Source organism: Seohaeicola nanhaiensis, from assembly GCF_042654245.1.
Taxonomy (GTDB): Bacteria; Pseudomonadota; Alphaproteobacteria; order Rhodobacterales; family Rhodobacteraceae; genus Seohaeicola_A; species Seohaeicola_A nanhaiensis.
In genome coordinates this window covers 433361-459800 of sequence record NZ_JBHSGI010000033.1, presented here as the reverse complement: position 1 = coordinate 459800, position 26440 = coordinate 433361, and the positions used below count along the sequence as shown (strand labels likewise).

Sequence of the window (26440 nt, the reverse complement as noted above, 5' to 3'; positions counted from 1 at the left end):
GGTGGCGAACCCCCGGCCTTTTTCACGTCTTCTTGAAGGCGTTCAGCAGCGCCGCCCCCAAAGCGCCGGGACTGTCGCTGCCTTTCGGTCCGGCAGAGGCACCGCCCTTCGCAACCGTCTTGCGCGGCCCGTCACGCCGCTGGCCCCGCGGTTCGGCATCGCGCGCTGCCCGGTCCTCGCGGGCCGAACTTCCGCCATCTTTCTTCATGGTCAGCCCGATGCGCTTGCGCGGCACATCCACCTCGGTCACGCGCACCTGCACCACGTCGCCCGCCTTCACCACCTCGTGCGGATCCTTCACGAACCGGTCGGCCAGCTGGCTGACATGTACCAGCCCGTCCTGATGCACGCCGATATCGACGAAGGCCCCGAAGGCGGCAACGTTGGTCACCGTGCCTTCCAGCCGCATCCCCGGTTTCAGATCCTTGATGTCGTTCACGCCCTCGGCAAAGGTCGCGGTCTTGAAGGTCGGGCGCGGATCGCGCCCCGGCTTTTCCAGCTCCGACAGGATATCGCGTACTGTCGGCAGGCCGAACCGGTCGTCGGCGAAACGTTCCGGCGAGAGACCGCGCAGCAGGTTCGGATCGGCCTGGATCGCGCGCAGATCGCGTCCGCAGGCAGCAACGATCCGGCGGGCTAGATCATAGGCCTCGGGGTGCACGGCAGAGGCGTCGAGCGGCTCTGCCCCGTCACGGATACGCAGGAAGCCCGCGCATTGCTCGAAGGCGCGGGGGCCAAGGCGCGCGACCTTCAGCAGATCCTGCCGCGCGGCAAAGGCGCCATGGGCGTCGCGGTGAAACACGATGGCCTCAGCCAGACCGGGGCCAAGGCCCGAGACATGGGCCAGCAAAGGCGCCGAGGCGGTGTTGAGATCGACGCCCACCGCGTTCACCGCGTCCTCGACCACCGCTTCCAGCGATTTCGCCAGACGGTGCTGATCGACGTCGTGCTGATACTGGCCGACACCGATGCTCTTGGGTTCGATCTTGACCAGCTCGGCCAGCGGGTCCTGCAGGCGCCGGGCAATCGACACCGCCCCGCGCAGGGACACGTCAAGGTCGGGGAACTCCCGCGCCGCAAGCTCCGAGGCGGAATAGACCGAGGCGCCGGCCTCGCTGACGATCACCTTGGTCGGCTTCTGAACACCGGATGGCAGCATCGCCAGCGTGTCGGCCACCAGCTTTTCCGTCTCGCGGGACGCGGTGCCATTGCCGATGGCGATCAGCTGGATACCGTGTTTCGCGATCAGCGCCATGATCGTGCCCTGCGCGCCGCGCAGATCGTTCTTGGGCTGGAACGGATACAGCGTCTCGGTCGCCACCAGCTTGCCGGTGGCATCGACCACGGCGGCCTTGACCCCGGTGCGGATGCCCGGATCAAGGCCCAGCGTCGGCCGCGCGCCGGCCGGGGCGGCCAGGAGCAGATCCTTCAGGTTGCGGGCAAAGACGGCGATGGCCTCGTCCTGCGCGCGAGCGCGCAGGTCGCCCATCAGGTCCAGCATCATCGAGGTGGCCAGCTTGATGCGCCAGGTCCAGCTGGCGACGCTGCGCAGCCAGACATCGCCGGGCCGGTTGCTGTCGGCCTGCAGGCGCGCGGCGATCATCGCCTCGCAGCGGGGCTGGCCGGTCTCGGCGTCGGGCGCAATGTCGAGATGCACCACGCCCTCCTTCCAGGCCCGCATCCTCGCAAGCGCCCGGTGCGAGGGCACATCGGCCCAGCGTTCGGTATGGGCGAAATAGTCCGAGAACTTGGCCCCCTTCTCCTCCTGCCCTTCGACCACGCGCGATGTCAGCAGCGCCTCCTTCTGCAGGAAGGCGCGCAAATCGCCGAGCAGCCCGGCATTCTCGGCCAGTTCCTCGGTCAGGATATCGCGTGCGCCGTTCAGCGCGTCTTTCACCGTGGGCACCGCCTCGGTCACATAGGCACCCGCCAGCGTCTCGGGATCGGCGGCGCGGTCGGCCAGAATGGCATCGCGCAGCGGCTCCAGGCCGTTCTCGCGGGCGATCATCGCCTTGGTCCGGCGCTTTGGCTTGTAGGGCAGGTAGATGTCCTCAAGCTCGGCCTTGGTGGCGGCGCCAGCAATAGAGCGAGAAAGGTCGTCGGTCAGCTTGCCCTGCTCCGAGATCGACTTGAGAATCGCATCGCGCCGGTCATCCATCTCGCGCAGATAACCCAGCCGGTCGGCCAGCATCCGCAATTGCGTGTCGTCCAGCCCGCCGGTCACCTCCTTGCGATAGCGCGCGACGAAAGGCACCGTGGCGCCTTCGTCGAGCAGCCGCACGGCGGCGGCGACCTGCGCTGCGGCGGCACCGATCTCGGTCCCGATGGTCTGGTTGATGCGGGCGGCGCGATCCATGCAAAACCTCTTCTCTGCCTGTGGAGCGCCTACATAGACGCCAGCCGCGCAGCGGGAAAGCGGGAAGCAGCGCCGCGCGCGACCTCATGCCGGTCAAAGGCGTAAAGCGCGCAGGGGGCTCTGCCCCCGCCACCCCTGCGGGGCGGCCCCCCGAGGGTATTTGTCAACCAGAGAAGCCAAGGAACTGCGCCCCATCCCACCGCGCGACGCCAAAAGAACCGCCACGCGCGACACGCTCTGTCGCTTGTCGCCTTGCGAAGGCCGGGCACGGCGGCGAAGGTGGCCCCAAATCAGGAGGCCGCCGCGCATGAAACTCGCCGATCTGGACGTCATCGTCACCTCGCCCCCCGCTCCCGGCTGGGGCGGGCGCTACTGGATCCTCGTCAAGGTCACGACCGACACCGGCATCACCGGCTGGGGCGAGGTCTATGCCGCCTCGGTCGGCCCCGACGCGATGACCCATGTGATCCGCGACGTGTTCGAGCGGCACATGGCAGGCGAGAACCCCGAGAACATCGAGATGATGTTCCGCCGCGCCTATTCCAGCGGCTTCACCCAGCGCCCCGATCTGACCGTGATGGGCGCCTTCTCGGGGCTCGAGATCGCCTGCTGGGATATCCTCGGCAAGGATCGAGGCCGCCCGGTCCACGCGCTGATCGGCGGGCGGATGAACGACGCAATCCGCTGCTACACCTATCTCTACCCCCAGCCCGGCCAGCCCATCGCCGAATTCTGGACCTCCCCCGACATGGCCGCCGACTGCGCCGCCGAGATGGTCCGCCAGGGCTACACGGCCGTCAAGTTCGACCCCGCCGGCCCCTATACGCTGCGCGGCGGGCACATGCCGGCGCTGTCGGATATCTCGCTCTCGGTCGAGTTCTGCCGCAGGGTCCGCGAGGCGGTGGGCGACAGGGCCGACATCCTCTTCGGCACCCACGGCCAGTTCACCACCGCCGGGGCGATCCGCATGGGCCGGGCGCTGGAACCCTACTCGCCGCTCTGGTTCGAGGAACCGGTTCCGCCCGACGATGTCGACGGCATGGCCCAGGTCGCGCGCGCCTGCGGCATTCCCATCGCCACCGGCGAGCGGCTGACCACCAAGGCCGAATTCGCCCAGGTTCTCCGCGCAGGCGCGGCCAGCATCCTGCAACCGGCGCTCGGGCGCGCCGGAGGCATCTGGGAGATGAAGAAGGTCGCCGCCCTCGCCGAGGTCCACAACGCCCAGATGGCGCCGCATCTCTACGCCGGCCCGGTCGAGTGGGCGGCGAACCTGCACCTCGCTGCCTCGATCCCCAACCTGCTGATCGCCGAGACCATCGAGACCCCGTTCCACGACCGCCTCATCCGCGGTTCGATCAAGGTCGAAGAGGGCTTCGTGCGGCTCTCGGAGGCGCCGGGTCTCGGGATCGACGTGGACGAGGACTTTGCCCGTGCTCATCCCTTCACCAGCACCGGACTGCATCTGCAGATGCAGGAGGCGCCCTGCGATTACGTCAACGGTAACGCCTTCCAGGGCGGCGCGCCTGCGGAGGGGTGACAGCGGCGCCGGCCTCGGACATGATGCGCCCGATCCCTCCACCGGAGCGCGCTGCCCGTGACGACCCAGACGACCCATCCGCTGCCCCCGGATTCGACCGACGACATGGCGGCCCGTTCGGCCGAGGCCACCGCCTATCTCAAGACGCTGGCCCATGAGGGCCGGCTGATGATCCTCTGCCACCTCTGCACCGGCGAGAAGTCGGTCGGCACGCTGGAATCGCTGCTCGACATCCGCCAGGCCGCGGTCAGCCAGATGCTGGCCCGGCTGCGCGAGGACGGGCTGGTGACGACACGGCGTGACGGCAAGACAATCTACTATGCGCTCGCCGACGATCGCACCACGCAGGTGATCGGCCTGCTGCATTCTCTCTTCTGCGGAGACAGCTGATGCGCCCGGAAACCCGCTTCAGCGGCCCAGAGCTCTGCGCCCTGCCCGCGCGCGAGACGGTCGCCCTGCTGCGCCGGGGCGAGGTGTCCCCGTCCGAGGCCATCGCCGCCGCCGAAGCCCGCACGGCTCAGGTCGAACCCGACGTCAACGCCATGGTCACCACCAGTTTCGACCGCGCCCGCGACCGCGCCACCTCGCTGGCCACCGAGAACGCCGCGCTGGCCGGCTGGCTCGCCGGGCTGCCGGTCGGGATCAAGGACCTACAGGCGGTCTCCGGCGTGCGCTCCACCTGGGGCAACACCGCGCTGCGCGACTTCATCCCCGAACAGAGCGATCCCTTGGTCGACCTGCTCGAATCGCGCGGCGCGCTGGTTGTCGGCAAGACCAACACGCCCGAATTCGGCGCCGGCGGAAATTCGACGAACGCGGTCTTCGGCTCCACCCGCAACCCCTGGGACACGAGGATGAACGCCGGCGGTTCCTCGGGCGGCGCGGCGGTTTCTCTCGCCACCGGCGAGGTCTGGCTCTCGCACGGCTCCGACCTGATGGGCTCGCTGCGCACCCCCGCCGCACATTGCGGCGTGCTGGGCCTGCGCCCCGCTCCGGGGCGCTGCGGCGGCGGCCCCGGCGGTGCCAAGTTCCTGCCCGAGGGGCTGAATGGCCCGATGGCGCGCGACGTGCGCGACATCGCCTTGTTCCTTGACGCGATGGCCGGCTGGGACCCGCGGATGCCGCTCTCGCTCGACGCTCCCGCGGTGCCCTTCCAGACAGCGGTCGAACTGGCCACCAGCCCGCCGCGCATCGCCTTCTCCGAAGACCAGAACGGCTTCGCCCCGGTCGAGCGCGAGATCCGCGAGGTGCTCAACACCGCGATGGCCGCGGTCGCCGCCGCCGGGGCCAGGGTCGAAACCGCCTGCCCCGATCTCGACGGGCTGAACGAAACCTATCTGGCGATCCGGGGCATGCATTACGGCACCGTCATCGCCCGTCTGCCGGACGAGGTGCGCGCCACCTTCGGCGCAAGGCTCGCCGACAATGTCGCCTACGGGCTGAACGTCACCACCGATCAGCTTTACGCCGCCACTGCGCGCCGGTCCCAGCTCTACGACATCATGCACCAGTTCCTGACCACCTGGGACGTGCTGGCGATTCCCGTCGTCGGCATCGCGCCGGCCCCGGTCGAACAGGAATACCCCCGTTTCGTCGACGGCGAAGAGACCGGCACCTACGAGAACTGGCTCCGCTTCTCCTTCCTGGCCACCACCACCTTGCTTCCCGCGCTGGCCATGCCGGTCGGCTTCACCAGAGCGGGGCTGCCGGTGGCGATTCAGCTGATCGGCCCGCCGCGCGGCGAGGCGCGCCTGCTGCAGGTCGCGCTCTTCATCGAGCAGGCGCTGGCCCTGCCGGCGACCCCCATCGACCCGATCCGCCGGCACTGAGCTGCCGCTGCGCCGGGTCGGGGGGTGATTTCCGCTGCGCTTTCCTGTAGACTGGTCCTTCCTCCAAGCGGGAGGCATGCCTCCCCCCAATCCAAGGGAGATGCTCAGATGGAAGCCATCCGAACCGCCGAATACGCTCAGGCTCTCTATCGCACGCACGGCAACCGGGCCGAAGCCGAGGCCGCCGCACGCGAACGCCAGTGCGACTCCGCCGGCAAACGCGCCGAGGCCGAAGACTGGCGCGCCGTCCGCCGCGCCATCCGCAGCCTGCGCGGCGCCAATCAAAGCTGACTCCGCCGCGCCCTGCGGCGGCTGGCTTCTCTTTTCCGGGGGACCGCTCTAACCTGCCCTGCGGGGCGCGCCGCCGCCCGACATGGGAAAGTCGCACCAATGGATGACATGCAGGCCGCCCCGGCCACCGCCCGGCTGACGGACAGGCCCGACTGGCTCTACCTTCTGCGCGAGTTCGAGGCGCTCTACCGCTTCGGCTCGGCCGGGGGCAGCACACTGATCCGCGCCCACCGCAAGCGGGTGCGCGACGCGCTCTCGCGGATCATCGCGGGCAACGCCGAAATCGACGACCGCGCCGCCGAGGACAAGCCCGTCACCGCCCATCTCTCCCGCGCCCTCGACCTGGGCGAACGCGGCGCGATGCAGGGAATGGCGCGCGCCCTGCGCGAGGTGCGCGCCGGTCTGACCTGGGAATACGGCTACGAGAAGGTTCCAAAGACCCTGGCCCAGCGCTATGCCTATTGCGAGATCGCCGGCCCGCTCGGCCCCGTGCGCGCCTCCGAGCTGATCCTCGGCTTCGTGCTCTTCGCGCCGAACACGACCTATCCTCAGCACAGCCATCACGAGATCGAGGAAAGCTACATCTCCATCGCCGGCGCCTGGTCCGAGAATGACGCGGCGGTGCACGCCCCCGGCTCGCTGATCCTGAACAAACCCGGCGACGAGCATCGCATCACCACCGGCCAGACGGATCCCTGCCTGCTCGCCTATGCCTGGGTCGGCTCGCACGAACGCCTGGCCGCACCGGCCATGAAGCTCACCGCCACCCGCAAGGCGCGACGCTTGCAGGGCATCTGACCGGAACCGCAGGCGCGGCGCCCGCACTTTCTCTGGTTCTCAAATACCCTCGGGGGTGAATTGGCCGCAGGCCAAGAGGGGGCAGCGACCCCTGGGCCGGCCCATCCGCCCCTTTCGGCCGTCCGGTAAAATCGCCCAAAAATACGTCACTAATCAAAAGTCATTTAAAATCAATATCATGACCCCCCGTCCCAGCTGGGCGATTGTATCTTTGACAAACCCATGCCGAATCGTGTATCCTTCACCAAGGTCTGCACAAGATATGGGGGTTAAGCACATGCACATGGGACTGAATCTGTCGCTAGGCAGCACCACTATGCGGGCATCAGCTACGCCCGAAAATACGATCAAGGCGGCGCTCAAAGAGCGACACCACATCAGCGCCATCCGGGATGGGGTCAAGGTTCTCATCCAGCCCTATGCGCTCCTCAAGATCGAAGGGACTACCCTCATGCACGGTGTCGTCGTTCACGTTGACGGCGCTGCCCAGGGCGATTGGACACCCGGCAACATCCCGTTGCCGGCCCTGTCCGACATCAAGGTTTACGACCAGACCTTCGTTCCGTCCGACGCCTTCGACGCCAGCGCCCTTGACGGGGTAATAGCGGTCGTTCAGGGCTTCGACCCGTTCCAAGATGCTGGTGAGGGCGCGGCGAGCTAAGGTAAGCGCGACACCGGGCGGGCATTCATCTATGGCGCTGCGGGCAGCCGCAGCGTCCCATTGTATTTTGCCTAGATCCCCGGGTGCTTGCCTCATGGGTATCATTATACCCCATTTTGTTGGGGTATCTCAATACCTCAACTGTCCTTCTTCTCTTCCGGCTTCTTCCCGGCCTTGGCGATCTTCTTGAGCGCTGCGGCGAAGCGGGCTTCGTCGTCGTCCGCTTCTAGCTCTCGGGCGGCTTCTTTGAAACGTTCGTGCTGTTTATTATCACGGTCCATCTGGTTTCCCGGGGAAAAGAGGCAAAGGAGACTTGTCGCTTCCAGGCTTGATTATCTTCAAAGGGTTTCCATCCCTACCTGGTATGCTGCCATCCAACTTCAGGAGATCAGTGTCGAACGTGTTTATCTGATCCACCTTAGCGCGCAGCGCAGAAGCTAGGTGTATTGCATCAGGTGGTTTGAGCGCAACGAGTCCGCTAGCCTGCATATTCTGTGCGTGCCTTCCTAGTGCAAAATCCACCGGTATCATCAGTATATATTTGTGTTCAAAGAATGCGGGCAGGTTATCTACCGGGCTGCTTTTTACCTCACTGTGCTTGCATACCTCCGCAAGGGTAAAGCACGATGTAACCAGTTCGTACTTGCCTTCTCTTGCACCCTTGAGAACCGCCTCACACATGGCGAATCTGTTCTCCTTTCCGCCGCTCTTGATTGGAACTGCGGTTTCCTTCGCAATGTATGCAATCCAAGCGCACGCATCCCAGTATATGCGTTGTGGGCTAGCCATCCTCTCGAAGCCGCCTCAGATACTCCACCGCTTCAACCCCATCTGTGAAGCCAGGAGCAACAATATCCCCAATATCCGGAAGATCAACTTCTTCCGGAAACACATGGACGCCTTCAACTTCAACGGAAGAAATTTTTTCCAGATCTTTGTATGCGATCATTCCGAACACTTGGACGCGCAGGCCCTTCAAAACTTCTGCGACCTCGTAGTGCCCAATTCTGTCCAGACCTCTTTCCCTAGATACACACTTTACCATCTGGCCATCAAGTCGGTGTCGCAGCCAAATAATCGGCCTGCGGTGCCCATCAAGCTCGACCTTCGCAATATAACCCTCGACGGAGCCGAGCTCTCGGTAGCTTATCGGTTCAGGTGCTCTGAACCGATGTAAGTTTACCAGCGCGGACCTAGCGGTGGCTTTGGTTGCGGAAATCATAGGCGCGCTGTCATACTCAGAAACATCCACTGTTGTTTCCATGAGTCCATTGGTAACTCGCTCGAATACCCTCTCCACCTTGCTGATCACGCTGTCAGAAAAATACAGAGGGCGCGGGCCACCCTCTGCTAGCTTTTTGATCCCAACCGCAGTCGCGGCAATCACAGTTTGCGCCCGACTATCGACGTTCATTGCGTGTTGTCTGGGGAACGGCGTTACCTCAAAGGTCAAGGGAGAGTTTTGTGTTGCGTCGGTTATTCGCCACTCAATTTCTTCGCCCCGGCCCTCCGCAACCGCGTCTTCAACACCCCTCAATATGGCAACAAGGTCCTGAATTTGAGACAGCAAATCCTCGACGGTTGGCGCATCGCCACCGAGAAAGCTGCTTCCCTTGATGGTAATTTTGATCGGGTTAGCCAACTTCTGCGCCTCCGGCGCAGATTCTACACGCCCAACGAGTCCCGGTAAAGGACTCTCTTGCCGACAATTTGAGATAACGCAACGGCAGCGCGCTCGGTGTCGTCTACTCCGTTTGCGACACGGTTGTTGTAACGGAACTCGAACTCTGCGGCGTAGCGATGCAGATGCTTCTTGGAGCAGTGCTGATACACGCCCTTCATGCCGCGCTTGAAGATGCTGAAATAGCCTTCCAGCGTGTTCGTGTGGGCCTCGCCGCGCACGTATTCCTCTGCGCCATGGTTAACGGTCATATGTTCCGCAAAATGCTTGTCGAGTTGGCGGTAGTAGCTTGCCTCGTCGGTAGACATGCGGGCTTCGGTGGCCACGTTCGCCTTGATGATCGGTCCAATGTCCCGGCGGGACAGGTGGTCGATAACCTGAGAACGAACCCGGCCGGTCGTGCGATCAACCAGCGCGAGAACCTTCATCTTTTGACGCGGGCCGATCTTCTTGCCCTTGGGATAATAGCGCATCATCTTCGGGTCTTTCCCGATGAAAGTCTCGTCGGCTTCCACCACACCACCGCCGGAACCCATCAGGCCGGTGTGATCCGTGCGCATTGCTTCTCGGATACGATGCTCAAGGAACCACGCGGTTTTGTAGGTCACTTCCAGAACCCGGTGCATCTGGTGCGCGCTGATACCCTTCTTGCTGGACACCATCAGGTGGATAGCCTGGAGCCACTTGTGCAGCGGCATGTGGCTTTCCTCGAAGATGGTGCCGATACGAACGGTAAACTGCTTGCGGCACTCAGCGCACTTCTTGAGGCCGTGACGCTCGACGCCTTCCGGGTTCTTCTTGCTCGGCTTGGAGCGGACGCCTTTCAGATCGTAGACCTTATCGCAGTTGCCACAATGCGGGCACACCGGCCCGTTCGGCCAAAGCATGGCTTCGACGTGCGCGAACGCAGCGGCTTCGTCATACATGTAGGCTTTGGACAGAACGGACATTGCAGATTCCTAGCTTTGTAAGCTTAACATAGGCTTACAGCTTGGGTGTGTCAAGTATATAATCGCCCCCAGCTGGGACGCTGCACACCCTCTTCCCGGACAGCAAAAGGGCGGGGTCTCCCCCGCCCTTTCGGAAACCGCCTCGGAACTTCCTTCAGAGGCTCATGCAGAGATACTTCATCTCCATGAATTCGTCGATTCCGTGGTGGCTGCCCTCGCGGCCCAGCCCCGATTGCTTGACCCCGCCAAAGGGCGCCAGCTCGGTCGAGATCAGGCCCGTGTTGATGCCGACCATGCCGTATTCCAGCGCCTCGGCCACCTTGTAGACCCGGCTCAGATCCTTGGCATAGAAATACGACGCCAGCCCGAAGATGGTGTCGTTGGCCAACTCGATCACCTCGTCCACCGTGTCGAACTTGAACAGCGGCGCCAGCGGGCCGAAGGTCTCGTCACGGGCGACCAGCATGTCCTGCGTGACACCGGTCACGACGGTCGGCTCGAAGAAGGTGCCGCCCAGCGCATGCGGATTGCCGCCCGTCAGCACCTTGCCGCCATGGCTCACCACATCCTCCAGATGCTCCTTCACCTTCTCGACCGCATCGCCGTTGATCAGCGGCCCGGTCGTCACGCCGGCCGTCAGCCCGTCGCCGACGTTCAGCTTCTTCACCGCCGCCGCCAGCTTTTCCGAGAAGGCGTCATAGACGCCGGCCTGCACGTAGATCCGGTTGGCGCAGACGCAGGTCTGGCCGTTGTTGCGGAACTTGCAGATCATCGCGCCTTCGACCGCCGCATCCAGATCGGCGTCGTCGAACACGATGAAGGGCGCATTGCCGCCCAGCTCCATCGAGCACTTCAAAACCTGATCCGCCGCCTGCTTCAGCAGGATGCGGCCCACTTCGGTCGAGCCGGTGAAGGTCAGCTTGCGCACCTTCGGGTTCTCGCAGAACTCCTTGCCGATCTCCGAGGATTTCGACGAGGGCACCACGTTGAACACGCCCGCCGGAATGCCGGCGCGCTCGGCCAGCACCGCCAGCACGATGGCCGACAGCGGCGTTTCCTTGGCAGGCCGCGCGACGAAAGCACAGCCCGCGGCCAGCGCCGGCGCGGCCTTGCGGGTGATCATCGCATTGGGAAAGTTCCAGGGCGTGATCGACGCGGCGACGCCGATGGGCTGCTTGATCACGGTGATCCGCTTGTCGCGCTGGTGGCCCGGGATCGTCTCGCCATAAACCCGCTTGGCCTCTTCCCCGAAGAATTCCACGAAAGACGCGCCGTAGCCGATCTCGCCGATGGCCTCGGCCTTGGGCTTGCCCTGTTCGGCGGTCAGGATGATCCCGAGATCCTCGGAATTGGCCATCATCAGGTCATACCACTTGCGCAGGATCGCGGCGCGCTCCTTGCCGGTATGGCGCGCCCATTCCTTCTGCGCCGCATAGGCCGCGTCGATGGCGGCGGCGGCCTGGGCACGGCTGACGTCGGCGACTTCGGCGATCACATCGCCCCGAGCCGGGTTCGTCACGGCGAAGGTGCCGTTGTCGCCATCAACCCACTTTCCGTTGATATAGGCCCGCGTCTCAAGCAGACTTGGGTCCTTGAGGAGAGATTTGAGATCGGTTGTCGCGTCAAGCATCGGGGCCTCCTTCGGCAATATCCACTCGCGCACCCAAACCATTTGAGGCAGGATTTGTCCAGAACGACAGCGGGAGAAGTCGGGAATGGAACTGGATGACGCCTATGCCAACGGGAAGTATATCGAGGGGGGCGCAGCCTACCCGGACCGCTGGAACGCGGCAGCAGCGCAGTTCCGCGCGCAGATGGCCGAGGCCGGACGCGCCCGGCTGAACCAGCCCTATGACAGCGGTCCGCGCCATGGCTTCGACCTGTTCCTGCCCGAGGGCACGCCCAGCGGCGTGCTGGTCTTCGTGCACGGCGGCTACTGGCTGAACTTCGACCGGTCCACATGGTCGCATTTCGCGGCGGGCGGGCTGGGCCGGGGCTGGGCGGTTGCCCTGCCCTCCTATGACCTCTGCCCGCAGGTGCGCATAGCCGACATCACTTCCCAGATTGCCAAGGCGGTTCAAGCGGTTGCAGCCGCCGTGCCCGGCCCCATCGCGCTGACCGGCCATTCGGCCGGCGGTCATCTGGTGGCGCGGATGCTGGCGCCTGGAATGCTGAGCGCGGATTTCGCTGGGCGGATCCGCCATGTCGTTCCGATCTCGCCGCTCAGCGACCTGCGGCCCCTGCTGAAGACGACGATGAACGACAGTTTCGCAATGACCGAGGCCGACGCGACCGCGGAAAGCCCGGTCCTTCAACCGGCACCTGCTACCGCCGTCACCGTCTGGGTCGGCGGAGCTGAGCGGCCCGCGTTCCTCGATCAGGCGCGCTGGCTGGCCGAGGCCTGGAACGCGCCGAATGTGGTGGTTCCGGGCAAGCATCATTTCAACGTGATCGACGATCTGGCCGATCCCGACTCCGATCTGACCCGGACGCTGGCCGGGGCCTGACATGCGGTTGCCCCGTCTCTTCGCGGCCGCCATTGCTGCCATGCTTGCGCTGCCGCTCTGCGCCCAGAGCATCCGCCATATCTCCCTGCCCGAGGCGCAGGCCATCGACCCCGCTACCCTGTCGGACGCCGAACTGCTCGACCTGCTCGAGCGGCTGGAACAGGGGCGCGCACCGATGATGCGGCGGGTCTCGATGTTCGGGATCCCCACCGGCTTCGGGGCGCCGCGCGGGCTGTGGTTCGTCTCGGCGGCGACCACCAACCGCCGCGACCGGCGCACCCTGGGCGACTGGGACGCCTCCTTTGCCGTCGGCTTCGGGCTGGGCGATCCGGTCAACGGCATCGGCGTCACCCCGATCATCGACATCACGTCGGTCTCGGGCTTCCATTTCGCGGAATCCGGCAAGGTGGGCGTGAAACTCAGCCGCGAAGTCGCCTTCGGACCGAACTGGCGCGGCGCAGTGGGCCTCGACCTGGACAACCTGCTGACCTGGGGCGATTCGCGTGTGCTTGACGTGGAAACCACCCTCTCGGTCTCAGCCGTGCGGGGCGGCGGGCGCGGCTGGCGCTATCCGGTGATGCTCAGTGCGGGATACGGGACGGGTGTCAAGACCGGCACCAACGATCCCGGGTGGTTCGCCGGCGCGGGCGTCGGTCTCAGCGACAGCTACGGCCTCAGCCTGGGCTGGTATGGCGACGAGGCCATCGGCGGCGTGAACATCTGGACCGGGCGCAATAAAAACTTGCAGATTTCCCTCGGCGTCGGTGATATCACCAATAACGTCGATGGACGGAGACTGCTGGTCGGCGCCTCCTTTGCCCGACCCTTCCGGAACGCGCATTGAATTGCACAAGGACATTGCGATGAAACACCTAATCGTCCTGGCCTGCGGGCTTCTCGCCTCCGCCCCGGCCCTGGCTGGCGACAAGCCGGTAATCGTGACCGTGAAGCCGCCGGTCGTCGACTATTACGTCGGAACCGGCCCGATCCGATATTACGCCGGCACCGAAACCGTCACCTCGACAACTTCCGTGGATTACAACGGCGGCGACAGCAGCGCGGCCCCCGCAGCTGCCATCACAGGCCAGAACCGGGTCAGTGGCAGCGGAATCTCACGGGTTGAGGCCGATGCGCTCTATGCCCGCCTGCTGTCCGAGGCCAAGGCCCGCAAGCTGCGCTGACACCATCACAAACTAAGGCCCTTAAGCTGCTGCCGGACCACCGGCCGGCGCCGTTTTTACTTGCCAGCCCGGGCGGCAAAGTGACATCACTCCTTCGGGCACCGGCGATGGCGTCGCCTCATCCCCGCGGGATGCGCCCCCATCCGTCCTGTACGCCGGGACTCTTCTGATGGCGGAACAGGCGGGCGCGACAGGTGCTCCCTCCGCCACGCTGACGGAGGGTCGACCATGACGACACGCCCCGAATTCTACCGCTTTTCCAATGGCGAAAAGGCCAGCCTGCCCTTCTCTGCCGCCGAATACGACGACCGGCTCGCTGGCCTGCGCGCCAGCATGGACGACATGGGCGCCACCGCCGCCGTGCTCACCTCGATGCACAACATCGCCTATTACTCGGGCTTTCTCTATTGCTCCTTCGGCCGCCCCTACGGTCTGGTCGTGACCGAGACCGAGGCCGTGACGATCTCGGCGGGCATCGACGCCGGGCAGCCGGGCCGGCGCAGCCATACCGACACCCTCACCTATACCGACTGGGCGCGCGACAATTTCTGGCGCGCGGTACACTCGGTGACCGGCTCGGGCGGCGTGATCGGCTATGAGGGCGACCATCTCACGCTGACACAGCGCGACAAGCTCGAGGATTTCCTCGCCCCCGCCGTCATGGTGGACCTCGCCCCCGCCACCATGCGCCAGCGCATGATGAAGTCCGAAGCCGAAATCGCCCTGATCCGCGAAGGCGCCAGGATTGGCGACATCGGCGGCTACGCCATCCGCGACGCCGTGCGTGCCGGCCAGCGCGAAATCGACGTCGCCATGGCCGGACGTGACGCGATGGAACTGGAGATCGCGCGCAGCTTCCCCGACGCCGAATACCGCGACACCTGGGTCTGGTTCCAGTCCGGCCTCAACACCGACGGCGCCCACAACCCGGTCACCTCGCGCCGGCTCGAAACGGGCGACATCCTCAGCCTCAACGCCTTCCCGATGATCTCGGGCTATTACACCGCCCTCGAACGCACCATGTTCCTGGGCGAGGTCGACTCGGCCAGCCTGAAGATATGGGAGGCCAACGTCGCGGCCCATGAATACGGCATGAGCCTGCTGAAACCCAATGTCTCCTGCGCCGAGGTGACGCTTGCGATCAACGCCTTCCTTGCCGAGCGCGACCTGCTGCAATATCGCACCTTCGGCTATGGCCATTCCTTCGGCCTGCTCTCGCACTACTACGGCCGCGAGGCCGGTCTGGAACTGCGCGAGGACATCGACACCGCGCTGCATCCCGGCATGGTCATCTCGATGGAACCGATGCTGACCATACCCCAGGGCCAGCCCGGCGCGGGCGGCTATCGCGAACACGATATCCTGCTGATCACCGACGATGGAAACGAGAACATCACAGCCTATCCCTACGGCCCCGGCTTCAACGTGGTGAGTTGAAAATCCCTCACCCCGTAGGAAACCGTCGCACGCGTTTTGACGCAGCCGGATATGCTGCTAACTAGATATCCGAAACAGAACACGGACCCTGCCATGCCCGCACTGACTCTCCGCACGCTTGTGCTCTGCTCGGCGCTCGGACTTCTCGCCGCCTGCGGCGCACCGACCGAGCAAACGTCGCCCCCGGCAGCCGTGGGGCCATACAGTGCGGTCGACGATGGCGACATCACGATCCCGGCGGTCGATCCGCAATACCTGGTCGAACCCAACCGGCGCACCGAGGTGGCCTATAACGGCACCGAGGCGCCCGGTACCATCGTCGTCGATCCCTATGCCAAGTTCCTCTACTACGTCGAGGACGCCGGCCAGGCGACCCGCTACCCCATCGCCGTCGGGCGTGAGGGCAAGTCGTTCCGGGGCACAGGCACGATCCGCCGCAAGGAGGTCTGGCCCGGCTGGATCCCCACCGCCAACATGCTGCGCACCGAACCCGAGGTCTACGGACCCTTCCGCCGCGGCATTCCGGGCGGCGTCGCCAGCCCGCTCGGCGCGCGCGCGCTCTATCTCTATCGCGGCGGGCGCGACACCTACTTCCGCATCCATGGCACCAATGACGTGAGTTCGATTGGCAACGCCAATTCCGCCGGCTGCATCCGGATGTTCAACCAGGACATCATCCACCTCTTCGACCGCACCGAACTCGGCACCGACGTGGTCGTGCGCACCTATGACGAATCGGTGATGCTCGAAGGCGAGGAAATGGCCAACCGGGGCGTCGAACTGCCCCCCGTCATTCTCGACGCCGACGAGGTCTATGCCGCCGTCGAGGCCGAGAAATTCCGCCGCAAGCTCGAAGCCGAGGCTGCCGCCGGCGGAGAGGTGGTGGTGGTCGAGGAACCGCAGAAGAAAAAGCGCACGATCACCGAATGATCCGGCTTACAGCCGGATCACGTAATCCTTTCGGGTGAATTCGACGACCTCCCATGTGCCCCGGAACCCGGGGCGCAGGATGAAACTGTCTCCGGCGCGCACTTCCAGGACCGTGCCATCTTCACCGGTGATGATGGAATGGCCGATCAGGATGCGGCAGTATTCCCATTCCTCATAGGCAATCCGCCACTTTCCCGGCGTCGACTGCCAGATACCGCAATACAGCCCGTCGCGATCCTCGATGTTCCAGGTGGTAAACACCGGTTTGCCCGAGATCACTTTCTCGGGGTCCGGCGCCCCGAACTCGGGATCGACGTCGGCGTCGACGGTCTGGATCAGCGCGTTCATGGCTCTCTCCCCTCGAATCAATACGTCCATATACCGCCACCGCAACCTGCGGCAGTCGGGGATTCAGGGCAATCCGCCATCGCGTCAGACGTCCTCGGTGTCCTCGATCAGACGGGACAGGGCCTTTATCAGCGACTCCTTGGTATAGGGCTTCGCGACCACAGGAGCGGCGGGATATTGTGCCAGCGAATCCGACAGCGTGCCGTAACCGCTGGCCAGAACGAACGGAATCTTCCGCGCTGCCAGGAACTGCGCCACAGGCAGACTCGTCTCTGACCCCAGGTTGATGTCCAGAACCGCCAGCGAGATCGTATTGGCGTTCGCCACGCGAAACGCCTCGGCGACCGACGCCGCGATGTGCACGACTCCGGCGCCGAAATCGCTCAGAATGTCCGAGGCATCCATCGCGATGATCAGATTGTCCTCCACCACCATAGCCGCGCCTGACAGCTTGAACGTCGGCTCGCTCTCCGTCTCGAACATGTCCACCTTCGGCGCAGGTGCCGGGGTCCGCACCGTCACATAACGCTTCGGCAGCCGGAACTCCGCCGTCAGCCCGGACAGGCGATAGTCCACCCGTGCCTCGCCCTGCAGCTCGAAGGGTATGGATTTCTCGATGATCGTGGTCCCGAACCCGCGCCGCGTGGGCGCCTTGACCGCCGGACCCCCACTCTCGGTCCAGCGGATCCCAACGGTCTTTTCGTCCGGGAAATCGATCTCGACATGGATCTTGCCGGACGGCACCGACAAGGCGCCGTATTTGACCGAGTTGGTGACCAGCTCATGAAAGACCAGCGCCATGGTCGCAAAGGATTCCGGCGACAGGTCGACCTCGGGTCCGGTGATGGTCAGACGGTCTTCGTCCCCTTCGACATAGGCGCGCAGCTCGGTGAACAGCAACTCGCTGAACGGAATCGATTTCCACTCCGTCTTGGTCAGCTGGTCATGCGCCTGCGCCAGCGCATGGATGCGCCCGTCCACCGCCGCCGTGAAATCCTCGATCGATCCCGTGCTCTTGCCCGACTGTTTCACCAGCGACCGGATGAGGCCCAGGATGTTGCGCACCCGGTGGTTCAGCTCGGCGATCAACAATTCCTGCTGGTCGTGCGCGCGCTTGCGCTCCGCGTTCATTTCGTCCGACAGCTTCAGCACCACTTCCAGCAGCGTGACCCGTATGGCCTCCGCCGCCCGCAACGATGTCGCCGACCATGGGGCGGACCGGCTGCCGACGTCCTCTTTCCAGACCTCAAAGCTCTTTCGTGGCGTCAGCCGCGCGCCAAAGGCCCCGACCTCCACCGGTTTGTGGGGATTGCCCGCCCAGTTGACCTGGCGAGTCGTCTCCGTCCGGAACAGCACGAGGTAATCCCGCGGCTTGCGCGACACCGGAATCGCCAGAATTCCCGCGCAGGTATCGATCACATCCCTCAACGAGGGCAGATGCGCCATCAGATGGTCCGTCGCATAGACCCGCGACGCCGCCGACGTATTCAGAAAGCGCGCGATCTTCTCGAAATCCTGGGCCTTGGGCGCCTTGCCCTGCGTCAGGTAGGTGCCGTCGGAGAACAGAGCAATGCCGTCGAACGGGATGACCTTCGCGATCTCGCGCGCCACGCCCGCGAATCCCTTGGTCAGGTCCTCGCCCGAACTCAGCTGCATCATCAGCCGGTCATGCAGCTTCTGCGCCCGTCCCGTGGTCTCGGACAGCGACCGCGCCTCGGAGCGTTCCAGCTCATAGGCGTAGAACTGCGCCAGCAACTCGATGGCCGTGCGCCGCTCGTAGTCGATGTAGAGCGGCTCGCGGCTGTGGCAGGCAAACAGGCCCCACAGCTCGCCCCGAATGATGATCGACACCGACATGGAGGCCCGCACCTTCATGTTTCTCAGATATTCCAGATGGATCGGCGACACCGCGCGGGTCACCGCCAGCGACAGGTCCAGAGGCTGGCCCTCCGGACTGAACTGCGGCTCGATGGGCGACACCTCGCCATCCACATCGGAGATCAGCCGCAGCAGACTGCGTTTGTAGAGCTCGCGCGCCTGCCGGGGAATGTCCGATGCCGGGAAATGCAGCCCCATATAGCTCTCGGTATCGCTGCTGTCCTTTGCCTCGGCGATCACCTTGCCGTCCCCCTGGGGGCCGAACTGATAGACCATGACTCGGTCGAACCCCGTCAGGCCCCGCAGCTGCTCCGCCGCCGTGTGCGATACGGAGAGAACGTCCGGCTCCACCGCGATCCGCCGCATCATCGGCGTGACGATGGCCAGCTCGTCGTGATCCGTGCCCCGCGATTTCGCTTCGAACTCGATCACGAAGCTGGTGTTGGACTGGTGCACGCTGATGTCGAACATCCGCCCGTCCTCGAACACCTCCAGCCCGAACATCCGACCCACCGAATTTTCGTTGCTGCAGGTTCCCAGCCGGTCCCGCAGCCTGTCGATCGTGTTTGCGGGGAGGAACTGCGCCAGCGGGCAGCCGACCAGCCGATCCGAATCGATCCCCAGGATCTCCCGCGTATTGCGGGACGCATGCTGCACGATCCAGTCGGCGGATACGGCAATCAGCGCGCCGAAGGCCTGGACATTGCCCAGGATGTGGATTGGCTCGCGGTCGCAGTTCGTCAGATCAACGGGCGTGTCGGTCGAGATAAAGGGTTCGTTCATGTGGTCCGTTCAGTGGGAGGGTTGATCAGTCTGGCGGCTTCCGACTGGAATATGCGAAAGGCCCGCCTGGCATCTTCCACCAGGCGCGTCGCGGTCCCGGAACCGGACGGAATCTCGGCGATCCGGCGCGCAAAGGCCTTCCACGCACCGAGATCCGGCTCGTGCTCAAACGCGCCGGTCTGTTGATGGGGTTCGAGAGACCTGCGCAGCACAGTGAGGCCAAGCTGAGAGCCAAGAGCGACATAGGCCACCGCGTCCCCGTCCAGCGCCTCGTCCGTCTCGGCAGGCGCATCGCCAGGAAAAGACTGTTGCAGCGATGCCACCGTGTTGCGGATCAGCGAGGTGGCCTCGGAAGCCTCCCAGCCGCAGGCGCGACCGAGCCGCAGCATTCCGCGATACTGGATGTGAGAGAACACGTCGCGCCCCTCCGGAGTCGACAGGTCCAGCGTCGACATCAGAGTATCGAGTTCGACATGGTCCTGGCCGGTTTCCTGGCGCAACCTCAGGCGCAGATCGGGTAAGGCGGCGTTCACAGTAAGGGAGGGTTCGTTCAACTACATGCAGCCTGGTCAGAAATACGGTCGCCGGCCATAGCAGCAAGCTTTTGACCGAAAACGCCGAGGCTACGCGATGGGTTCCGAAGAAAATCAAAAAAATGATCTTCTCCGTCACGCCCCAAAAAAGGGATGTCTGGTGACCCCGGCAGGACTTGAACCTGCAACCTATCCCTTAGGAGGGGATTGCTCTATCCAGTTGAGCCACGAGGTCGCCGCCCCGCTCTTACCCGGCTTCGCGGGGCTTGTCATCGGTCTTGGGGCAGAATGTGAACAGTTGTTGAACCGGCCAGCGCGATTGCGGTAACGTCAGCCAAAGGCAACCGGAAAGACCCCACGTGTCCAACGACCACAAAAGACCGCTGACGCTCAGGGATGTCTCCGAAGCCTCCGGCGTTTCCGAAATGACGGTCAGCCGCGTCCTGCGTAACCGGGGCGACGTGTCCGAAGCGACGCGCGAGAAGGTGCTCGCCGCCGCCAAGGAGCTGGGCTACGTCCCCAACAAGATCGCCGGTGCGCTGGCGTCGAACCGGGTGAACCTGGTTGCGGTCATCATCCCGTCGCTGTCGAACATGGTCTTCCCCGAGGTGCTGACCGGAATCAATCAGGTGCTGGAAGACACCGAGTTGCAGCCGGTGGTCGGCGTCACCGACTACCTGCCCGAGAAGGAAGAGCGCGTCCTCTACGAGATGCTCTCCTGGCGGCCCTCCGGCGTCATCATCGCTGGGCTGGAACATTCCGAGGCCTCGCGCGCCATGCTCGAGGCCGCGGGCATCCCGGTGGTCGAGATCATGGATACCGACGGCAAGCCGGTCGACGCCATGGTGGGTATTTCGCACCGCCGCGCGGGGCGCGAGATGGCGGCGGCGATCCTCAAGGCGGGGTACCGGCACATCGGCTTCATGGGCACCAAGATGCCGCTCGACCACCGCGCCCGGAAACGCTTCGAAGGCTTTACCGAATATCTTGCCAAGAACGGCGTCGAGATCGAGGACCGAGAGTTCTATTCCGGCGGCTCCGCGCTCGCCAAGGGCCGCGAGATGACGCAGGCCATGCTCGAACGTTCGCCCGAGCTCGATTTTCTTTATTATTCCAACGACATGATCGGGGCCGGCGGGCTGCTCTACCTGCTCGACAAGGGCATCGACGTCCCCGGCCAGATCGGCCTTGCCGGCTTCAACGGCGTGGAACTGCTCCAGGGTCTGCCGCGCCAGCTTGCCACCATGGACGCCTGCCGCCTCGAAATCGGGCGCAAGGCGGCCGAGATCATCTCGGCCCGCCTGTCCGAGCCGCCGGCCGAGACCGAAAGCCAGATCACGCTGGTGCCCAAGATCAGTTATGGCGACACGCTGAAGCGGCGCTGATGGCGCACCCCCGGCTCGACAACCGCGCCGCCCGCGCACTCTTCCTCGACCGCCATGCACTGGCCGAAGCACCCTCGGGCCCTGGCAAGGGCGACGACCTGCAGTCGCTGATCGAACGTCTGGGCTTCGTCCAGCTCGACAGCGTCAACACCGTGGCCAGGGCGCATGACCTGATCCTCTTCGCCCGCCGTCCGGCCTACCGCACCGAGAACCTGACAAGGCACTATGCCAAGGGTCAGCTCTTCGAACACTGGACGCATGACGCCTCGGTCATCCCGCGCGCCTTCTATCCCCACTGGCAGGTCCGGTTCGCCCGCAACGCGGCGACGCTGAAAGAGCGGTGGAAGACCTGGCAGGGCGACGCCTTCCACGACCATTTCGAACCGGTGCTGACCCATATCCGCGACAACGGTCCGGTCAGCGCGGCCGAGGTCGGCGGCGACGAGAAGAAGGGCGGTTCCGGCTGGTGGGACTGGCACCCCTCCAAGGCCGCGCTCGAATACCTCTGGCACACCGGTGCGCTGACCGTGGTGGGCCGCGACTCCTTCCGCAAGCGCTATGACCTGACCGAACGGGTGATTGAAGAGACCCTGCGCACCTATTGCCCCGACCCGGCCGAAACCATCGACTGGTGCTGCACCGCCGCGCTCGACCGGCTGGGTTTCGCCACTTCGGGTGAAATCGCCGCCTTCTGGGCCACGGTGACACCGCAGGAGGCGAAAGACTGGTGCGCGGCAGAATGCGCGGCGGGCCGTCTGGAGACGGTGAGGGTCGAATGCGCCGGGGGCGCCGAGCGCGCCGTCTTCGCCCGCCCCGGTCTGGCCGAGACGGAGGTCCCCGCCGTCACCAACCGCCTGCGCGTGCTCAGCCCCTTCGACCCGGCCCTGCGCGACCGCAACCGCGCCGAAAAGCTGTTCGGTTTCCACTACCGCATCGAAATCTTCGTGCCCGAGGCAAAGCGCCAATACGGCTATTACGTCTTCCCCCTGCTCGAGGGCGACCGCATCGTCGGCCGCATCGACATGAAGGCGCAACGCGATCAGGACGTGCTGCGCGTCACCGCCCTCTGGCCCGAGCGCGGCGTCGCTTGGGGTGCCGGCCGCCAGGCCCGGCTCGAGTCCGAGCTTGCCCGCCTCTGCCGGCTCGCCGGCGTCTCCCGCGTGGAGTTTGCTGGCGGCTGGCTGCGCGAGCCGAAGTAAGGCCCCCGGACCGGCTCGCACGGCCATTGCGCAACATCCGGGTCGCTTTCCCCCCGCCGCGAAGAGCACAAAGGCGGGAAAAGGAGACCCCGTCATGATCCGCTTCACCGCCCTGCCGACCGCCGAAGTCCGCGCCCTGCAATCGGGTGCGCCGGATGCCTATGGCAACGCGCCCGAACGCGCCGTCTCGGACGGCAAAGGCAATCCCTGCCGCCACTGCCTGCGCCAGATCCGCGAGGGTGCCGCGATGCTGATCCTCGCGCATCGCCCCTTCCCGGCATTGCAACCCTATGCAGAAACCGGCCCGATCTTCCTCTGCGCCGAACCTTGCGAGCCGGGCGGGGGCACGGAGATCCCGGCAGCGCTGGCCTCGCCCGAATACCTCATCAAGGGCTACAACGCCGCCGACCGGATCGTCTATGGCACTGGCCGGATCGTCCCCACCGAAGACATTCCCGCCGCCGCCGAAACCATCCTCGCCCGAGACGACATCGCCTATGTCCACGTCCGCTCGGCGCGCAACAACTGTTATCAGGCACGGATCGAGCGCAGTTGAGGCATTGCGGCCCTTGCCCCGGCGGGACCGATTGCGCATAAACGCGGGCACAGTCGGTCGGCAGAAGGACGTGGCCCGCAATGAGCATCGAAGCGCCGGAAACAAAGGTCGTGGACAGCTATCGTGTCGCCTGCGATGGCGGCGAGGGTGCGCTGGGTCATCCGCGTGTCTGGCTCAGCATCCCGCACGAGACCGGCTTTGTCGAATGCCCCTATTGCGACTGCAAATACGTCCACAAGGACTTTTCGGCCGCGGCGTGATCCGCCGCGCAACTTGATTGTCGCCCTTCTCGGCGCTGTCCTTTCAGGCAGTTCCGCCCGCACGGCCCCAGATCATCGCATTCTGATCACCACCCGTCTCCACTTCGGCAGCTGGGTGCCGCTTCAGCTTGCGGTGAATATCCTGCGCGCCTCTCGCGCAAGCGGGCGGTTGCGTAGTGACACCCCATCGGGCGTTTAACTTCGGGACACACACCAAGGTCCAAATCCGACCTGAAATCCGAACCGAGTCCGCCCTCAAGAGTCGTCCACGCCCGAGCATTGCAGCCAGCCCCCCGATGCGGGATACAAGAGGCAGACTGAAACAGGAGATCCCGCGATCATGGCGACCACCACCTTTGGCAAAGGCTGCCATCTCCACCTGATCGACGGCTCGGCCTTCATCTTCCGCGCCTTCCATGCACTACCGCCGCTCACCCGCAAATCCGACGGCCTCCCGATCGGCGCGGTCGCGGGCTTCTGCAACATGATCTTCAAGATGGTCGAGGACAACTCCGGCCCCGACGCCCCGACCCATGTCGCCGTGATCTTCGACAAGGGCAGCCACACCTTCCGCAACGAGATGTATGACCTCTACAAGGCCAACCGCGAGGAGATGCCCGAAGACCTGCGCCCGCAAATCCCGCTGACCCGCGCCGCCACCGAGGCCTTCAACATCGCCTGCAAGGAACTCGCCGGATACGAGGCCGACGACATCATCGCCACCCTCTCCTGCCAGGCCCGGGCCGCCGGCGGCCGGGTGACGATCATCAGCTCGGACAAGGATCTGATGCAGCTGGTCGGCGACGGGGTCGAGATGTTCGACGCCATGAAGAACAAGCGCATCGACCGCGACGGCGTGTTCGAAAAGTTCGGCGTCTACCCCGACCGCGTGGTCGACGTGCAGGCGCTGGCCGGCGACGCGGTCGACAACGTGCCGGGCGCGCCCGGGATCGGCATCAAGACCGCCGCCCTGCTGATCAATGAATTCGGCTCGCTGGAAGAGCTGCTCGACCGCGCCGGCGAGATCAAGCAACCCAAGCGTCGGGAGGTTCTGACCGAGAAACGCCAGCAGATCGAACTCAGCAAGAAACTGGTGCAGCTGGATTGCGAAACACCGCTCGATTTCACCCTCGACGACCTTGAGGTCAGGGAACCCGACGCCGAAGTGCTGATGGCCTTCCTCGCCGAGATGGAGTTCCGCACCCTGACCCGGCGCGTGGCCGAGAAATTTGGCCTCGACACGCCCGCGATTTCGGAAAACCCCGTCGAAACCACGGGTGACGCGCCCGCCGCCCCGGATGCGCCCGGATTTGACAAGGCGGTTTACACCTGCATCCGCGACACCGCCGCTCTGGAGACCTGGATCGCCCGCATCCGCGAACGGGGCTATGTGGCGGTGGACACCGAAACCACCTCTCTCGACGAGATGAAGGCCGAACTCGCCGGCATCTCGCTTTGTGTGGACGCCGGAGAGGCCTGCTATATCCCCGTCGGCCATCGCGACGGCGCCAAGGGCGATCTGTTCGGATCGGACGACCTGGCCGAGGGGCAACTTTCCCTCGACGTCGTGCTGACGCTGCTCAAGCCCGTGCTGGAGGACGACTCGATCCTCAAGATCGGCCAGAACATGAAATACGACGCCAAGATCTTTGCCCGCCACGGGATCGCCGTGGCGCCGATCGACGATACCATGCTGATGTCCTATGCGCTGCACGGCGGGCTGCACAACCACGGCATGGACCTGCTGAGCGAGACCTATCTGAACCACGTGCCGATTCCGATCAAGCCGCTGCTCGGCTCGGGCAAATCGGCCATCACCTTCGACCGGGTGAACATCGACGATGCAACCGGTTATGCCGCCGAAGATGCCGATATCACCCTGCGCCTGTGGCAGGTCTTCAAGCCCCGCCTGCATGGGGCCCGTGTCACCACCGTCTACGAGACGCTGGAGCGTCCGCTGGTGCCGGTGCTGGCCCGGATGGAGATGTCGGGCATCAAGGTCGACCGCGACACGCTCAGCCGCATGTCCAACGCCTTTGCGCAGAAGATGGCGGGGCTCGAGTCCGAGCTGTACGAACTGGCCGGACGCAGCTTCAACGTCAATTCACCGGCCCAGGTGGGCGAGATTCTGTTCGATCAGATGAGCCTGGAGGGCGGCAAGAAGACGAAGACCGGCCAATGGTCGACCCCGGCCGACGTGCTGGAGGATCTGGCGACGCTACACGACTTCCCGGCCCGCGTTCTCGACTATCGCCAGCTGCAAAAGCTCAAGTCGACCTATACCGATGCCCTGCAGGACCATATCAACGCTGAGACGGGACGGGTGCATACCTCCTACGCCATCGCCGGGGCCAACACCGGGCGGCTCGCCTCGACCGACCCGAACCTGCAGAACATTCCCGTCCGCACCGAAGAGGGACGCCGCATCCGCGAGGCCTTTGTGGCCGAGCCGGGCAAGGTGCTGGTCAGCCTCGATTATTCCCAGATCGAGCTGCGCATCCTGGCCCATACCGCCGACATCCCCGAGCTGAAACAGGCCTTTGCCGACGGGATCGACATTCACGCGCTGACCGCCTCGGAGATGTTCAACGTCCCGCTCGCCGAGATGACGCCCGAGATCCGCCGCCGCGCCAAGGCAATCAACTTCGGGGTGATCTACGGCATCTCTGGCTTCGGCCTTGCCCGCAACCTGCGCATCCCGCGGGCCGAAGCGCAGGGGTTCATCGACCGCTATTTCGAGCGCTTTCCCGGCATCCGCACCTACATGGACGCCACCATCGCCTTTGCCAAGGAACACGGCCACGTGCAGACGCTGTTCGGGCGCCGCATCCACACGCCCGAGATCAACGCCTCGGGTCCCCAGGCCGGATTCGCGCGCCGCGCCGCCATCAATGCGCCGATCCAGGGGACGGCCGCGGACGTCATCCGCCGGGCGATGGTGCGGATGGAGTCGGCCATCGAGGGGCTGCCGGCGACCATGTTGTTGCAGGTGCACGACGAATTGCTGTTCGAAGTCTCAGAGGAAGCCGTGGACGATACCATTGCCCGCGCCAAATCCGTGATGGAAGGCGCCGCCGCTCCGGCGGTGCATCTGGCGGTGCCGCTGGTGGTGGATGCAGGAAAAGGGGCGAATTGGGCGGAAGCGCATTGAGGGGTATTGCATTCGGCCCGATAAATCGGACGTCGCTTGCGCATCGCATGGCAGTTACGAGCCAGAAACATGCGGCGCCCGCTTGTGTTTGGGGTGCGGCACATTTAGCCTTTGCGCGAAGATTTCGCGTATTATGCTGCATCCTGAACAACTGCTTTGCGCTTCGCCGCATCTCCCGATCTTCGTGAG

25 protein-coding genes and 1 tRNA gene are annotated in these 26440 nt (G+C 64.7%); 16 read left to right on the top strand and 10 right to left on the bottom strand.

What is annotated here, in order from left to right; all coding sequences use genetic code 11:
- Positions 1-22: 22 nt before the first annotated feature.
- Positions 23-2356 carry a Tex family protein gene (locus ACFO5X_RS23440; protein ID WP_380722140.1) on the bottom strand — a complete coding sequence of 778 codons (2334 nt, stop codon included), beginning with the start codon at positions 2354-2356 and terminating at the stop codon, positions 23-25.
- A gap of 307 nt (positions 2357-2663) precedes the next feature.
- Here ACFO5X_RS23440 and ACFO5X_RS23435 point away from each other — a divergent pair, with 307 nt between their 5' ends.
- The 6 genes from ACFO5X_RS23435 to ACFO5X_RS23410 all read left to right on the top strand — a co-directional run bounded on the left by ACFO5X_RS23435 (position 2664) and on the right by ACFO5X_RS23410 (position 7472).
- Complete coding sequence (locus tag ACFO5X_RS23435) at positions 2664-3893, top strand: mandelate racemase/muconate lactonizing enzyme family protein (protein WP_380722138.1); 1230 nt, start codon at positions 2664-2666, stop codon at positions 3891-3893.
- A gap of 105 nt (positions 3894-3998) precedes the next feature.
- Positions 3999-4283, top strand: a complete 285-nt coding sequence (locus tag ACFO5X_RS23430) for an ArsR/SmtB family transcription factor (protein WP_380722358.1) — start codon at positions 3999-4001, stop codon at positions 4281-4283.
- The gene (locus ACFO5X_RS23425; protein ID WP_380722137.1) at positions 4283-5722 is read left to right on the top strand and encodes an amidase; all 1440 of its coding nucleotides are present in this window, start codon (positions 4283-4285) and stop codon (positions 5720-5722) included. The genes ACFO5X_RS23430 and ACFO5X_RS23425 overlap by 1 nt, the downstream gene beginning before the upstream one ends.
- Before the next feature lie 108 nt (positions 5723-5830).
- Positions 5831-6013, top strand: coding sequence for a hypothetical protein (locus ACFO5X_RS23420; RefSeq protein WP_380722135.1), 183 nt, complete (start codon positions 5831-5833; stop codon positions 6011-6013).
- Between the two features lie 99 nt (positions 6014-6112).
- Positions 6113-6811, top strand: coding sequence for a dimethylsulfonioproprionate lyase family protein (locus tag ACFO5X_RS23415; protein WP_380722133.1), 699 nt, complete (start codon positions 6113-6115; stop codon positions 6809-6811).
- Positions 6812-7094: 283 nt separating this feature from the next.
- Complete coding sequence (locus tag ACFO5X_RS23410) at positions 7095-7472, top strand: hypothetical protein (RefSeq protein ID WP_380722131.1); 378 nt, start codon at positions 7095-7097, stop codon at positions 7470-7472.
- Positions 7473-7609: 137 nt separating this feature from the next.
- Here the strand turns inward: ACFO5X_RS23410 and ACFO5X_RS23405 are convergent, their stop codons facing one another.
- The 5 genes from ACFO5X_RS23405 to ACFO5X_RS23385 form a co-directional block, all read right to left on the bottom strand.
- A complete protein-coding gene (locus tag ACFO5X_RS23405) occupies positions 7610-7753 on the bottom strand; it encodes a hypothetical protein (protein WP_380722129.1) in 144 nt (47 codons plus the stop codon).
- The gene (locus ACFO5X_RS23400) at positions 7743-8261 is read right to left on the bottom strand and encodes a type II toxin-antitoxin system VapC family toxin (protein ID WP_380722127.1); all 519 of its coding nucleotides are present in this window, start codon (positions 8259-8261) and stop codon (positions 7743-7745) included. The genes ACFO5X_RS23405 and ACFO5X_RS23400 overlap by 11 nt, the downstream gene beginning before the upstream one ends.
- A complete protein-coding gene (locus tag ACFO5X_RS23395) occupies positions 8254-9114 on the bottom strand; it encodes a hypothetical protein (protein ID WP_380722125.1) in 861 nt (286 codons plus the stop codon). The genes ACFO5X_RS23400 and ACFO5X_RS23395 overlap by 8 nt, the downstream gene beginning before the upstream one ends.
- Positions 9115-9137: 23 nt before the next feature.
- On the bottom strand, positions 9138-10103 hold the full coding sequence (locus ACFO5X_RS23390; RefSeq protein WP_380722123.1) for an IS1595 family transposase: 966 nt from the start codon (positions 10101-10103) through the stop codon (positions 9138-9140).
- Positions 10104-10257: 154 nt separating this feature from the next.
- On the bottom strand, positions 10258-11733 hold the full coding sequence (locus tag ACFO5X_RS23385; RefSeq protein WP_380722121.1) for an NAD-dependent succinate-semialdehyde dehydrogenase: 1476 nt from the start codon (positions 11731-11733) through the stop codon (positions 10258-10260).
- An 85-nt stretch (positions 11734-11818) separates the two neighbouring features.
- Here ACFO5X_RS23385 and ACFO5X_RS23380 point away from each other — a divergent pair, with 85 nt between their 5' ends.
- The 5 genes from ACFO5X_RS23380 (at position 11819) to ACFO5X_RS23360 (ending at position 16158) form a co-directional block, all read left to right on the top strand.
- The gene (locus ACFO5X_RS23380; protein WP_380722119.1) at positions 11819-12610 is read left to right on the top strand and encodes an alpha/beta hydrolase; all 792 of its coding nucleotides are present in this window, start codon (positions 11819-11821) and stop codon (positions 12608-12610) included.
- Position 12611: 1 nt separating this feature from the next.
- The gene (locus ACFO5X_RS23375; RefSeq protein ID WP_380722117.1) at positions 12612-13454 is read left to right on the top strand and encodes a hypothetical protein; all 843 of its coding nucleotides are present in this window, start codon (positions 12612-12614) and stop codon (positions 13452-13454) included.
- Positions 13455-13473: 19 nt separating this feature from the next.
- On the top strand, positions 13474-13791 hold the full coding sequence (locus ACFO5X_RS23370; RefSeq protein WP_380722115.1) for a hypothetical protein: 318 nt from the start codon (positions 13474-13476) through the stop codon (positions 13789-13791).
- 228 nt (positions 13792-14019) lie between these two features.
- A complete protein-coding gene (locus ACFO5X_RS23365) occupies positions 14020-15228 on the top strand; it encodes an aminopeptidase P family protein (RefSeq protein ID WP_380722113.1) in 1209 nt (402 codons plus the stop codon).
- A 93-nt stretch (positions 15229-15321) separates the two neighbouring features.
- Entirely contained in the window at positions 15322-16158 is an 837-nt protein-coding gene (locus tag ACFO5X_RS23360; protein ID WP_380722111.1) for a L,D-transpeptidase, read from the top strand.
- A gap of 6 nt (positions 16159-16164) precedes the next feature.
- On the opposite strand, the gene ACFO5X_RS23355 is transcribed toward ACFO5X_RS23360, so the two are convergent.
- The 4 genes from ACFO5X_RS23355 to ACFO5X_RS23340 form a co-directional block, all read right to left on the bottom strand.
- Positions 16165-16506 carry a cupin domain-containing protein gene (locus ACFO5X_RS23355; RefSeq protein WP_380722109.1) on the bottom strand — a complete coding sequence of 114 codons (342 nt, stop codon included), beginning with the start codon at positions 16504-16506 and terminating at the stop codon, positions 16165-16167.
- An 84-nt stretch (positions 16507-16590) separates the two neighbouring features.
- Positions 16591-19167 carry an HWE histidine kinase domain-containing protein gene (locus tag ACFO5X_RS23350; RefSeq protein WP_380722107.1) on the bottom strand — a complete coding sequence of 859 codons (2577 nt, stop codon included), beginning with the start codon at positions 19165-19167 and terminating at the stop codon, positions 16591-16593.
- On the bottom strand, positions 19164-19721 hold the full coding sequence (locus ACFO5X_RS23345) for a heme oxygenase-like domain-containing protein (RefSeq protein ID WP_380722105.1): 558 nt from the start codon (positions 19719-19721) through the stop codon (positions 19164-19166). Before ACFO5X_RS23345 ends, ACFO5X_RS23350 begins: the two co-directional genes overlap by 4 nt.
- A gap of 137 nt (positions 19722-19858) precedes the next feature.
- Positions 19859-19935, bottom strand: a tRNA-Arg gene (locus ACFO5X_RS23340).
- Positions 19936-20059: 124 nt separating this feature from the next.
- Here ACFO5X_RS23340 and ACFO5X_RS23335 point away from each other — a divergent pair.
- From ACFO5X_RS23335 to polA, 5 genes are all read left to right on the top strand, one after another.
- The gene (locus tag ACFO5X_RS23335; protein ID WP_380722103.1) at positions 20060-21085 is read left to right on the top strand and encodes a LacI family DNA-binding transcriptional regulator; all 1026 of its coding nucleotides are present in this window, start codon (positions 20060-20062) and stop codon (positions 21083-21085) included.
- Positions 21085-22284: a winged helix-turn-helix domain-containing protein gene (locus ACFO5X_RS23330; RefSeq protein WP_380722101.1), complete on the top strand. Its 1200-nt coding sequence runs from the start codon at positions 21085-21087 to the stop codon at positions 22282-22284. The genes ACFO5X_RS23335 and ACFO5X_RS23330 overlap by 1 nt, the downstream gene beginning before the upstream one ends.
- Positions 22285-22378: 94 nt before the next feature.
- Positions 22379-22840, top strand: coding sequence for a DUF1203 domain-containing protein (locus ACFO5X_RS23325; RefSeq protein ID WP_380722099.1), 462 nt, complete (start codon positions 22379-22381; stop codon positions 22838-22840).
- Positions 22841-22920: 80 nt separating this feature from the next.
- A complete protein-coding gene (locus ACFO5X_RS23320; RefSeq protein WP_380722097.1) occupies positions 22921-23100 on the top strand; it encodes a zinc-finger domain-containing protein in 180 nt (59 codons plus the stop codon).
- A gap of 340 nt (positions 23101-23440) precedes the next feature.
- Entirely contained in the window at positions 23441-26251 is a 2811-nt protein-coding gene (gene polA / locus ACFO5X_RS23315; RefSeq protein WP_380722095.1) for a DNA polymerase I, read from the top strand.
- The last annotated feature ends 189 nt before the right edge of the window (positions 26252-26440 follow it).